Here is a 12,936-nt window from a genome sequence, read left to right as displayed (position 1 = left end):
ATCAAAGGGATAGGCAAAATTTGCCTATCTCTTTTTTTATTAACAAAAGGAAAAAGGGTCATTTTAGATAGAAAAAAGCTATCACAGAAAAGTTGACTTTTACTGACAAACGGGAGTATGATTTAAAAAAATGGCTTAAAACCAATTGAAATGGAGGAGAATAAATGGGACGTGTAGTTGTAGGAATTGCAGCAAATGAAGCATTAGATGCGGGAGAAACATTGCATCATTTAGCAATTAGTTATACCCCGAATGGCTATGTCCAAGGAGTGCAACAAGCAGGTGGCTTGCCGATGGTTATTCCAATGGATTCTCCTGAATTGGCGAAAGAGTATATTTCCCGCGTTGACAAACTTATTTTAGCCGGAGGGCAAGATGTCTCTCCACGCTATTACAAACAAAAACAAATCGTGCAAGGTAGTTATTATGATAAACGTGATAAATTTGAGTTGGCATTGATGGACGAAGCCTTGAAACAAGGCAAACCGATTTTTGCGGTTTGCCGTGGCATGCAACTGATGAATGTTTTCTTTGGTGGGAATTTAAAACAAGAGTTACATACGTTTACTGATGTTGTACACATGCAAGATCCCATTCCCAAAGAACACCCATCACATGCGTTATGGACCACTGAATCAAGTGTGTTACGTCCAATTTATGGTGAAAAAGATCAAGTCAATTCTTTCCATAATCAAGGGGTTCATCAATTAGCAAGCGATTTTCAAGTTGGTGCGACTTGTTCGGATGGTTTAGTGGAAGCCATCGAAAATGCCGAGCGTCGTTTGTTAGGCGTGCAATGGCATCCAGATTTTGCTTTTATGGCACAACCGAAAGAAATGAAGGTTTTTGATTACGTAGTGAATACATTATAAGAGGAGTGACAAAATGAAAAAATTGGGATTTTTATTGGCAGTGACAGCAGTGTTGTTAGCAGCATGTGGCGGTTCTGGCGATACGGCTGATTCAAGTGATACAACAGGAACAGATGCTGTTAAACAAGAAATTGCAGTCTCACTTTCGGGGGAATTGACGACTTTAGATAGCGCAAAATATACGGATGTCAATAGTTCAGATATGATTGGTCAACTAACAGAAGGGCTGTATCGTATCAATCAAGACAATGATCCTGAACTAGCGTTAGCCAGTGAAGAGCCAGAGGTTAGTGAAGATGGCTTAACCTATACGTTTAAATTAAGAGAAAGCAATTATAGCGATGGCACACCAGTTAAAGCAGAAGACTTTGTCTATTCTTTTCAAACCGTAGTTGATCCAAAAAATGCTTCAACCAGCAGTGACCGCATGGATATTTTCAAAAATGGGCGAGAGATTCGTTCAGGCGAAAAAGAAGTTTCTGAATTGGGTGTGAAAGCATTAGATGATCAAACTTTACAATTGGAATTAGAAAATCCACTCCCGTTTTTACCACAAATTCTAACAGGAACGCCTTTTATGCCAAAACAAAAAGAGTTTGCTGAAAAATTAGGCGAAACTTATGGTACAAGCGAAGAAAATTTTGTGGGAAATGGTCCGTTCATTATTAAGGGTTGGAATGGCAATAGCACCATTTGGGAATTAGAAAAAAATCCTGAATACTGGGACAAAGATAATGTAAAATTAGATAAAATCGATGTGAATGTGGTCAAAGAAATTGCGACAGGTGCGAACTTATTTGAAGACCAACAGTTGGATTACACGCTATTAGCAGATACTTACGTACAACAATACCAAGATTCTGATCAAGCATATTTTGTCTCCAAAGCAATGGTTGGGTATTTAAGTCCAAACCAAAAACGTGAAGTCACAGGAAATGTCAATGTACGTAAAGCAATTCTACAAGCGATTGACAAAGAAGGATTTACCAAAAATATTCTAGCAGATGGCTCCACACCACTAAATGGTTTTGTTGCCAAAGATTTTGCTAAAAATCCATCAACTGGGGAAGATTTCCGTGAAGAAAATGGCGATTTCTTACCATATGATGTCAAAGCTGCACAAGCCTCATGGGAAAAAGCCAAACAAGAGTTAGGCAAAGATGAAATTACCTTAGAATTACTATCCGCAGATTCAGCTTTGGCGAAAAAGACCGTTGAATTCGTGCAAGGACAATTGGAAGAAAATTTACCAGGACTAACGATTAATATTCGCTCGATTCCATTGCAAAACCGTTTGGATTTGCAAAATGAAGGAAAATTTGATTTAGTCTTTGGAACATGGACCCCAGATTTTGCCGATCCAATTGATTTCTTGAATTTCTACGATTCGCAAAGTGGATTGAATACAGCTGGTTATGACAATCCAACATATGATGCTGGTTTACAAGATGCACGCACAACATTAGCCAATGACCCTGATGCTCGTTGGGAAGATTTGTTAAAAATGGAAAAACTGTTAATCGAAGAAGATGCAGCTGTATTGCCACTGTATCAAGGTGCAACAGCTTACTTGAAATCAGATCGTTTAGAAGGATTGCAACTATTCCCATTCGGACGTTCTGTATCATTCCGGACAGCGTATGTGACAGAATAAAACAAAGAGAGGTTTCGTTTATTTAACGAAATCTCTCTTTTTGATTAATTATTTTTTTGCAAGACACGCTCTTTTAAGCGATAAATTTTGGAAGGACGACCGATTCCTGCTGGACGCTCACCAATTTCATCAAATGCTTGTAACATTGATTTTTTAAAGTTGGAATGATCAATGGTACGGAAATCTACCCCTAAGAATTTTGCAAAAACTTTACGTGCTTCCGTGATGGTAAAGCTGTCGCCTAAAACTTGCAAGACTTGTGGTTCATGTTCCATTTTATTGAGCACACGACGAAAGGCTTTTAAGATAATTTCACTATGGTCAAAGGCCAAAGTATCTTTTCCTAACGATTCACCCGTTTGTAAATCCAAAATAATCTCAACTTCATCGTTGATCAGTGACAATTGATTGGCACGTCGATTTAAAGAAAACCAACGAACTTCACTGGCGTCATCACCAGCTACTAAAGGTTCTTCACCGATGAATGCTAAATAGCTAACGGTAATGACCCAACCTCGAGGATCACGATTTGGTGTGCTGAACGTATGTAGTTGTTCAATGTTTTGTGCTGAAATCGCTACACCTGTCTCTTCTTTTGTTTCACGAATGACGCTTTCACCAGTTGATTCATTGGGATTCACAAATCCACCTGGTAATGCCCACGAGTTCCGGTAAGGATGGCCTTTGCGTTGAATCAATAAGATTTTTAATTGATCTTCTTCTTTATCGTAACAAACTAAAACCATATCAACGGTCACAGAAGGTTTTTCATACTGGGGTTGCTCTTGTTGTTGATACCACGCGAGAAATTCTGCTTCGGTGGCTTGTTGTTCGTAATATAATTTTTCCTCTGCTTGGGAAGCAAAAATCATCGGGGTTCCTCCTCAGAAATAGATTCTATTCGCCTTATTGTATCATGCTTTATTTAGAAGCAAAAGCTAGAAAAAGAGAAATAGTAAAATCAAATTAAAGAAGAATAAGGTCACATAAAAAAGCATAAATTTCTTCTTATGATGTTGTAATTGCAAGAATCCAACAACTGCCAAAATAAGTAATAAAGCAATTTGTAACAATAATTTAATCGGTAAAAACCAACCGAGTTGATTGTGAATGTTCATATAACCATAAATTGGTGGGTAAAAATTATAAAATAATACATGGATAATGGTTAAAAGTGTAAATAGAATTAATGAATTACGTTGTCTGTGTGTCATACATCCTCCAAAATAAAATAAAGTATGTTTCTATTATAACAAAAATTGATTCTCCCGCAAAAATATCCTGCTGTCGAAGTAAGAAATATCGAAAACCGAATGAAAAATAAAAACACAACGTGTAAAATATGATATACTAGCAGAGAATAATCTCGTTTTAGAGAAGAGGAGGAGACTCATGGCTGAGAAAGAAACTTTTTATATTACGACGCCAATCTATTACCCAAGTGGCAAATTACACATTGGGAATTCGTATACAACGATTGCTTGTGATGCAGTTGCACGCTACAAACGTTTAATGGGCTTTGATGTATTCTACTTAACTGGAGTAGATGAACATGGTCAAAAAATTGAAAAAAAAGCAGAAGAATTAGGTGTTGAACCACAAGAATACGTAGATCGTATGGCAGCGGATGTCAAAAAATTGTGGAAAACACTAGATATTAGCTATGACAAATTTATTCGTACTACAGATGACTATCATAAAGCTGCTGTGCGTAAAATTTTCCAACAACTATTAGATCAAGACGATATCTATTTGGGTCAATATGAAGGTTGGTATTCTGTTTCGGATGAAGAATTTTTCACTGAAACACAATTAGCAGAAGTTTATCGTGATGAAGATGGTAAAGTCATTGGTGGGAAAGCGCCAAGTGGACATGAAGTAGAGTTAGTCAAAGAAGAGTCGTACTTCTTCCGTATGGGCAAATATGCGGATCGTTTATTAGAATATTACAATGAACATCCAGAATTTATTCAACCAGAAGCACGTAAAAATGAAATGATTAAAAACTTCATCGAACCAGGACTAGAAGATTTAGCTGTTTCTCGTACAACTTTCAAGTGGGGTGTACCGATTGATGCCAACCCTGAACACGTGGTTTATGTCTGGATTGATGCTTTATCAAACTATATTACTGCCTTAGGTTATGGTTCAGAAGACGACAGTCTATTCCAAAAATTCTGGCCTGCTGATGTACACATGGTTGGAAAAGAAATCGTGCGTTTCCATACGATTTATTGGCCGATTATGTTGATGGCATTAGATTTACCATTACCGAAGAAAATTTTTGGTCATGGTTGGTTGATGATGAAAGACGGTAAAATGTCTAAATCTAAAGGAAACGTTGTGTATCCAGAAATTTTGGTTGATCGTTACGGTTTAGATGCACTGCGTTATTATCTATTACGTGCCGTACCATTTGGTAGTGACGGTATCTTTACCCCAGAAGATTTTGTCTCACGTGTAAACTATGATTTAGCCAATGACTTAGGAAACTTATTGAATCGTACCATTGCAATGGTGAACAAGTACTGTGATGGCATTGTGCCAAACTATGCGTCAAAAGTAACGCCATTTGACAGTGAGCTATCGACAACGGCAGCGAATGTGGTTGGACGTTACCACGAAGCAATGGATAAAATGGAATTTAGCACAGCCTTGTCTGAAGTTTGGACATTGATTTCACGTGCGAATAAATATATTGATGAAACAGAACCATGGGTGTTGGCTCGTGATGAAGAACGTAAAGCTGAATTAGACAGCGTAATGGTTCACTTAGCAGAAAGCTTACGCATTGTAGCAATTCTATTGCAACCAATGATGACAGAAGCACCTGCTAAAATCTTCAGTCAACTAGGTTTAGACAGCACAGCGATGGAATTGAAAGACTTGCACTTTGGTGAATTTCCAAGTGAGACAAAAGTTGTTGCCAAAGGCACACCAATTTTCCCTCGTTTAGAAACCGAAACAGAAGTCGCTTATATTCAAAAGAAAATGTCTGAAGGCACACAAACAAACGATGATTCTGTGAAATGGAATCCAGAAGAAACCGAACTTGTTTCTGTGAAAGATAAAGAAATTAAATATGAAGACTTCGATAAAGTAGAATTGAAAGTTGCTGAAGTGATTGACTGCCAAAAAGTCAAAGGTGCAGACAAGTTGTTACAATTCCGTCTAGCTGCCGGTGATAGTCAAGACCGTCAAATTCTGTCAGGAATTGCTGAATTTTATTCAGATCCAAGTGCATTGATCGGGATGAAAGTTGTGATTGTTGCCAATTTGAAACCACGTAAAATGCGCGGACAAATCAGTCAAGGAATGATTTTATCAGCTGAAGATGCTTCTGGTAAACTACAAATTGTAGAAGCACCAAAAGGCATGCCAAACGGTTCAATTATTGCTTAAACATCTTAGAGGATGATACGGATTCACGTGTCATTCTCTTTTTTCATACAAAAAAGGAGTAGATTGCTCTACTCCTTCCAATTATTATTAATCAAAATCGATTGGTGCTGAATCTTTTGCAGGGCTAGGTTGTTTCATACTTGTGATAAATCCTAGGACTGCAATTAAGAGTAGGACTGACCAGAAGATAACTTCCCATAAAGTAGAATGTGGGAAAGCATGTGGAATAATCCCTAATTTTTCATGACTTAAAGTTAAAACGGCTAGCTTTACACCCACCCAGCCAACGATTAAGAAGGCTGCTGTTTCTAGCGATGGAAATTTTTCCAACAATGTCACAAATGAGCGAGCAGCAAAACGCATCATCACAACACCGACTAAACCACCTAAGAACATGACTGCAAATGGTCCAGCATTAATGCCACCAATGCTAATGTCTCCTAGACTAGGTAATGTCACAGCAATCGCAACTGCCGCTAAAATGGAATCAACAGCAAAGGCAATATCTGCTAATTCTACTTTTAGCACCGTTAGCCAAAAACCCGATGTTTTCTTTGGTGCTTTTGTTTCATCTTCGTTGTCTGAACTAGTGAAAGTTTCGTAAAGATGTTTTCCTGACATACTCAAGAGATAGATAGCGCCAATCGCTTGTATTTGCCAGAAGTTAACTAAAACGGTAATCAAAAAGATGGCGAAAAATCGGAAAATAACCGCTCCGAATAATCCATATAATAAAGCTTTTTGTTGCTGTTCTTTCGGTAAATGTTTCACCATTACTGCCATGACGACAGCATTATCTGTTGCTAATAACCCCTCTAACACAATTAATACAATAAATACCCAAACATATTTCAATAATATGGCTTCCAATGTTATGTAACTCCTCCTTTAATATAAAAAAATAAAAAATATTTATCTTTCATGAGAAGACAAATAAATCCCTTCTGAATACTATCATATCAAGTTATAGATGTAAATTTTCGAGCCTAGAAGACAAATTGAATTTTTGCAAAAAGTCGCTTTTTTTATTATGATTAAAAAAAGATGAAAAAATGGAGATGATTAGATTGGGTTTAGATGATGATAAAGAGAAGAAACAATCAATGTTTAGACGAATTTCCAAATCATTAGGTGTCGATAAGAAACAGGATGAAGAAGAATCCAATGAAGAAGTTCCAACTATCGAAGAGTCAGAAGAAACAAAGATAATCACAGACAATGTGATTGATTTAGCTGAAAAGCAAAAGAAAGAAAAGAATCAAGAAGGTTTTAAATGGTTGAAAGCCGCCGCAAATGTCGGAGATACCGGTGCCATGAATGAACTTGCTTATTGCTATTTAACAGGAATTGGCTGTTCAGTTGATTCAATTGAAGGCGAGCTTTGGTTACGCCGCTCTGCAGAAAGTGGGGATTTATGGGCTATTGTTGATTTGGGGGTTCGCTTATTAGATGGCGTAGGGATTGAGAAAAATACGTTTGAAGGAGAAAAATGGTTGCGTGTAGCTGTTGAACGTCGGGATGGTATTGCAACGCGTGTACTAGGTTATCGCTTATTACATGGAGATAGTCTAGCGCAAAATATAGATGAAGGAAAACAATACCTTATGTTAGCAGCTGAAGAATTGCATGAATTAGTAGCCATGCGTTTACTTGGGATTTATCTCATCAGAGGTGAATTTTTCACCAAAAATATTAAAGACGGCGAGTATTGGTTAAAACGAGCTGCTGAAAATGGCGAAAAAGTTGCGATGCGAGAATGGGGTAGGTATCTATTACGAGGTCTTTAAACTAGCGAGACAGTGTGGAAGCTGCTGTTACTTACTCAATATAAAAGTAATATTGCGAATGCTCAAATTTTTTTCAGAAAACTATCAAAAAAATTGTCATTGTTTTGAATTTCTTGTATACTATTATTCGTAATAGTTTTTATTTATTCATGAGGGAGTAACTGGCAGCACATACGCTGTGGCAACGTCACCAACCGAAAAAAATTTTTTTCTGGTGTTGCCTTAATTAGTGAGACTTATGTATGTGTCGCACATACACAAGTCTATTTTTTTTTATAAAAATAGCTGGGTATGGAGACAAAATCGAAGGAGGAAGAAAATGTCAGAAGAAAACGCAAAGAAAGAGCAACTTACACAAGCATTTTATGCACAAACAGAAGAAGCTGTGTTTACTGAGTTAGATACATCAGTAAATGGTCTATCTGATGCGGAAGCGAAAAGTCGTTTGTCTCAATATGGAGCAAATGAACTAGAAGAAGGCAAAAAGAAATCCATGCTACAAAAATTCTTAGAGCAATTTAAGGATTTAATGATTTTAGTCCTATTGGTCGCTGCAGCAATTTCAGCAATGGTACCAAACGCAGAAGGTCATCGTGAATGGGTAGATGCGGTGATTATCCTTGCGGTAGTTATCATTAATGCGGTGATGGGTGTGGTCCAAGAAGCAAAAGCTGAACAAGCAATTGAAGCGTTGCGTGAAATGTCAACACCAAATGCAAATGTTTTACGTAATGGGCATAGCGTAACTATCAGCAGTGACGAATTAGTTCCTGGTGATATTGTCTTATTAGAAGCAGGGGATGTTGTTCCTGCAGATATGCGTTTGTTTGAAGCAAGCTCTTTAAAAATTGAAGAAGCTGCACTGACGGGAGAATCTGTCCCAGTTGAAAAAGAAGTAACAGTTCTTGAAGCTGGAGATATCGGTATTGGTGACCGAATCAATATGGCTTATTCGAATAGTAACGTGACATATGGTCGCGGTAAAGGGATTGTTGTTAATACTGGTATGAATACCGAAGTTGGTAAAATTGCTGGTATGTTAGCAAGTGCTGATGAAACAGAAACACCATTGAAACGTAATTTAAACCAATTAGGTAAATTCTTAACAATTGCTATTTTAGCCATTGCTGTCATCATGTTCTTCGTTGGAACAGTGTTAAATGGTCGTGATTGGGTTGAAATGTTATTAACATCTATTTCATTAGCCGTAGCCGCAATTCCAGAAGGATTGCCAGCGATTGTCACAATTATTTTAGCTTTAGGTACACAGGTAATGGCAAAACGTAATGCAATGATTCGTAAATTACCAGCTGTGGAAACATTAGGAGCAACTGATATTATTGCTTCTGATAAAACAGGTACATTAACGTTAAATCAAATGACAGTTGAAAAACTATACTTTGATAATCATCAATATGCTGCATCAGATGATATTCCTGTTGATAATATGGCATTAAAAATCATGAACTATGCCAACGATACACGTATCGGTCAAGAAGGAAACCTAATGGGTGACCCGACTGAAACGGCATTGATTCAATTTGGTCGTGACAAAGGGTTCGATGTACAAAAAGAAGTACCAAACGAACCTCGTGTTGCAGATCTACCATTCGATTCTGATCGTAAATTAATGAGTACTGTTCACCAATTAGCAGATGGTCGTTTCTTAGTTGCTGTGAAAGGTGCACCAGATGTGTTATTGAATCGGACAAACGAAGCTTTACTAGAAGGTAAAGTTGTACCGATGACCAGAGACGAAAAAGATAACATCCTAGCAAACAACACAGATATGGCAAAACAAGCCTTACGTGTCTTAGGTATGGCGTATAAATATATTGATGCAGTTCCTGAAACACTAGAATCAGAAGACTTAGAAAACAATCTAATCTTTGCTGGTCTAGTTGGGATGATTGACCCTGAGCGTGCGGAAGCTGCAGGTGCGGTTAAAGTTGCGAAAGAAGCCGGCATTCGACCAATTATGATTACTGGTGACCACCGCGATACAGCTGAAGCAATTGCGGGACGTCTAGGAATCATCAAACCAGGTGATGACGATGCTGTCTTAACTGGTGCTGAATTAAATCAAATGTCTGACGCTGATTTAGCGAAAAACATTACAAAATATTCTGTTTATGCACGTGTATCGCCAGAGCATAAAGTACGTATCGTAAAAGCTTGGCAACAAGAAGGTAAAGTTGTTGCGATGACAGGTGATGGTGTAAACGATGCGCCTTCATTAAAACAAGCGGACATTGGTGTTGGTATGGGGATTACTGGTACAGAAGTTTCTAAAGGTGCTTCTGACATGGTCCTTGCCGATGATAACTTTGCGACAATCGTTGTTGCAGTAGAAGAAGGACGTAAAGTCTTCTCTAATATTCAAAAAGCGATTCAATATTTAATGGCTGCGAACTTAGGGGAAGTATTAACCTTATTCATCGCTACGTTACTTGCTTGGGACACGTTATTACCAATTCATTTATTATGGATTAACTTAGTAACAGATACCTTCCCAGCAATTGCTTTAGGTATGGAACCAGCTGAAAAAGATTTAATGGCACACAAACCTCGTGGGAAAAATTCAAACTTCTTCTCAGGTGGCGTTATGAGCAGTATTATCTATCAAGGTATTTTAGAAGCGGCTGCTGTATTGTTTGTTTACTGGTCTGCATTAAAATGGCCAGCACACACTGCAATGAACGTGCAAGATTTATCAGCAAGTGGTCTGTACGATTTACAACATGCGGATGCTTTAACAATGGCTTTTGCTACATTAGGCTTGATGCAGTTATTCCACGCATTTAACGTGAAATCTGTGCATCAATCATTGTTCAAAGTTGGTGCTTTCCGAAACAAAGCCTTCAACTGGGCAATTCTACTATCATTTGTTCTAATGATGGGAATCATTGTTATCCCAGGTCTAAATGATATCTTCAAAGTAACACACTTAGACTGGTACCAATGGGGGATTGTTGTAGGAACATCCTTCGCAATCATCCCAGTTGTTGAAATTGTTAAAGCCATTCAACGCGCAATGGGGAAAGAATAAGAATGAATCAGAGATTAGTTTAACTAGTCTCTGATTTTTTTTATGAAGATTTTTTCATATAAGATTCATTCCGAAAGATGTTATGATAGAAGTACATTTATTATCATAAAAGAGGAGGGGTGCAAATGGAACAATTATCGATTTTACTAGTGGAAGACGAGGAAAGTTTGGCCAGCTTCATCCAAGCAGAATTAACCTTTGAAGGCTATCAAGTACATTGGGTAGAAGATGGTCAAGCGGCATTAGAAGCATTTGAGCAACAAGCAGTTGATTTGATATTACTGGATTGGATGTTACCAAAATATGATGGGATTACTGTTGCAAGAAGAATTCGCAAAGAAAGTGATGTTCCGATTATTATGATGACTGCTCGTAATCAAACGACAGATGTTGTTTTAGGGTTAGACACAGGAGTCGATGACTATCTTACCAAACCATTTGATATCGAAGAATTGTTTGCTCGCATTCGGGTAATTGAACGTCGCATGATGAAACAAGCAGAAACAACGTTGGCTTACCATACACTACAACTGAATATTGCTAAACATCAAGTCCAAGTAGCTGAAGAAGAAGTGTATCTGACACCCAAGGAATTTGGTGTATTGTATGAATTAATGAAAACCCCCGAAGAAGTGAAAACGCGTGATGAATTATTAAATACGGTTTGGGGTTATGATTTTATGGGTCAAACCAATATTGTAGATGTTTATGTCAGAACGTTACGAAATAAACTAGGGGAATCAAGTGACTTCATTCAAACTGTACGTGGTGTAGGCTATGTTTTGAGAGATGATGCCTAATGAAAAAGTGGCGAGAAATTAGACAAGGTGCGCAATATCAATTAACGAGTCGTTTTGTCGGCATTTTATTGGGCTTACTGTTTGTGGTGAATGTGGCATTTGTGAGTATTTCTTTGTATACAATCTATGATTATCTTACTAATCAAGCCGAGGAAATCTTTCAAACTTTAGAAGACTTACCCCAAGAAACAAGTGATTGGGAAGCTTTAGCGGATGCGACGATTGCCAAAAGTGAAGATGATGCAATTCGTTTTGTACTAGCAGATGGACCGACGTATTATTCCGCAGAGGGTAAAGAGATTTTCAGTGAATTAGCCAAAGGCAGAGCATTACCGATTTTTAAAGGTGTGATTGTTGTAGGAGACGACGTTTACTATTTTCAACAACGTCAACAAGTCGATCGAACGATTGAATTGGCGATTCATGGCAATATGGTTATCGAAATGGTTTCGCGTATGTTAATGATTAGCTTGTTCTTGAATATTTTTGCGATTATCATAGGTAGCGCCATTATTTATTTCTTTGTCGGTAAGTGGAGTCGTACATTACAGCGAATGACACAAGAAATGAAAGAGATAGAAACAACAAATAGTCAAGAAAAACAATTAACGGTACCCGACAACCCACGGGAGATGCAGCAAGTAGCGACCTCGTTCAATCATTTGTTGGTGACACAACGACAAGCAATAGCGCGAGAAACCCAATTTGTGACGGATGCATCGCATGAATTACGAACACCGCTAGCGGCTATTCGCGGGCATGTCCAGTTAATTAAACGTCGAGGACAAAGCCATCCGGAAGTCGTCCTTCCCTCGATGGAATTTATTGACAAAGAATCAAAACGCTTAGAAACGTTGGCGAACCAATTGTTAGTTTTAGGTAGAACAACGACAAATCATTCGGAAAAACGAGTAGACTTTTCAAAATTAGTTAAGCAAGAAATCGAAAAACTTCAAACAAATAGCACGCAAATTGTGACGTTTTCAGTTGAAGAGAATATTCATTATCCAGGTAATGAAATTGAGCTCCAACAAGTGTGTCAAAATTTGCTTGATAATGCCCGTAAATATTCACCGTCAGATGCCACAATCAACATTTCTTTACGAGCAGAACAAGAAATTGTACTTGAAGTACAAGATACAGGTATGGGAATCCCGGATGAGGCAAAGGAAAAAATTTTTGAGCGCTTCTTTCGAATTGATCAATCGCGTTCTAGTCAAGTGGAAGGATCAGGTGTAGGTTTGGCGATTGTCGCAGCTATCGTTGACAAATATCAAGGGGAAATTATTGTGACAGATAATCATCCAAAAGGGAGTATCTTTACTGTCAAATTTCCACGAAGATGAAGATTTTTTCATGGAGACTTTATGCA

The 12,936-nt window shown here is 37.9% G+C and carries 10 protein-coding genes; 7 read left to right on the top strand and 3 right to left on the bottom strand.

The annotated features are described in order from the left end of the window. The first annotated feature begins 164 nt into the window (after nt 1-164). Together BAU17_RS08680 and BAU17_RS08675 are read left to right on the top strand one after the other, a co-directional pair. Complete coding sequence (locus tag BAU17_RS08680) at nt 165-872, top strand: gamma-glutamyl-gamma-aminobutyrate hydrolase family protein (RefSeq protein WP_161902421.1); 708 nt, start codon at nt 165-167, stop codon at nt 870-872. Nucleotides 873-885: 13 nt separating this feature from the next. Then, the gene (locus BAU17_RS08675) at nt 886-2,526 is read left to right on the top strand and encodes a peptide ABC transporter substrate-binding protein (RefSeq protein ID WP_161902420.1); all 1,641 of its coding nucleotides are present in this window, start codon (nt 886-888) and stop codon (nt 2,524-2,526) included. A gap of 44 nt (nt 2,527-2,570) precedes the next feature. Here BAU17_RS08675 and BAU17_RS08670 read toward each other — a convergent pair whose 3' ends face one another. After that, nucleotides 2,571-3,398: an NUDIX domain-containing protein gene (locus BAU17_RS08670; protein ID WP_161902419.1), complete on the bottom strand. Its 828-nt coding sequence runs from the start codon at nt 3,396-3,398 to the stop codon at nt 2,571-2,573. A 66-nt stretch (nt 3,399-3,464) separates the two neighbouring features. After that, on the bottom strand, nt 3,465-3,740 hold the full coding sequence (locus BAU17_RS08665; protein WP_161902418.1) for a hypothetical protein: 276 nt from the start codon (nt 3,738-3,740) through the stop codon (nt 3,465-3,467). 133 nt (nt 3,741-3,873) lie between these two features. Between BAU17_RS08665 and metG the strand changes: the two genes are divergently transcribed. Next, nucleotides 3,874-5,928, top strand: coding sequence for a methionine--tRNA ligase (gene metG / locus BAU17_RS08660; protein ID WP_272927947.1), 2,055 nt, complete (start codon nt 3,874-3,876; stop codon nt 5,926-5,928). 87 nt (nt 5,929-6,015) lie between these two features. Here metG and BAU17_RS08655 read toward each other — a convergent pair whose 3' ends face one another. After that, nucleotides 6,016-6,798, bottom strand: a complete 783-nt coding sequence (locus BAU17_RS08655; protein ID WP_161902416.1) for a TerC family protein — start codon at nt 6,796-6,798, stop codon at nt 6,016-6,018. Between the two features lie 182 nt (nt 6,799-6,980). Between BAU17_RS08655 and BAU17_RS08650 the strand changes: the two genes are divergently transcribed. The 4 genes from BAU17_RS08650 to BAU17_RS08635 all read left to right on the top strand — a co-directional run bounded on the left by BAU17_RS08650 (nt 6,981) and on the right by BAU17_RS08635 (nt 12,910). Beyond that, the gene (locus tag BAU17_RS08650) at nt 6,981-7,715 is read left to right on the top strand and encodes a tetratricopeptide repeat protein (RefSeq protein WP_237579099.1); all 735 of its coding nucleotides are present in this window, start codon (nt 6,981-6,983) and stop codon (nt 7,713-7,715) included. A gap of 319 nt (nt 7,716-8,034) precedes the next feature. After that, on the top strand, nt 8,035-10,764 hold the full coding sequence (locus BAU17_RS08645) for a cation-translocating P-type ATPase (protein ID WP_161902415.1): 2,730 nt from the start codon (nt 8,035-8,037) through the stop codon (nt 10,762-10,764). A 125-nt stretch (nt 10,765-10,889) separates the two neighbouring features. After that, nucleotides 10,890-11,564: a response regulator transcription factor gene (locus BAU17_RS08640; protein WP_161902414.1), complete on the top strand. Its 675-nt coding sequence runs from the start codon at nt 10,890-10,892 to the stop codon at nt 11,562-11,564. After that, nucleotides 11,564-12,910: a sensor histidine kinase gene (locus BAU17_RS08635; RefSeq protein ID WP_161902413.1), complete on the top strand. Its 1,347-nt coding sequence runs from the start codon at nt 11,564-11,566 to the stop codon at nt 12,908-12,910. Before BAU17_RS08640 ends, BAU17_RS08635 begins: the two co-directional genes overlap by 1 nt. Nucleotides 12,911-12,936 lie beyond the last annotated feature (26 nt).

It is taken from the genome of Candidatus Enterococcus willemsii (assembly GCF_009933335.1).
GTDB lineage: Bacteria > Bacillota > Bacilli > Lactobacillales > Enterococcaceae > Enterococcus_F > Enterococcus_F willemsii.
This window is presented reverse-complemented; position numbering and strand designations above follow the sequence as displayed.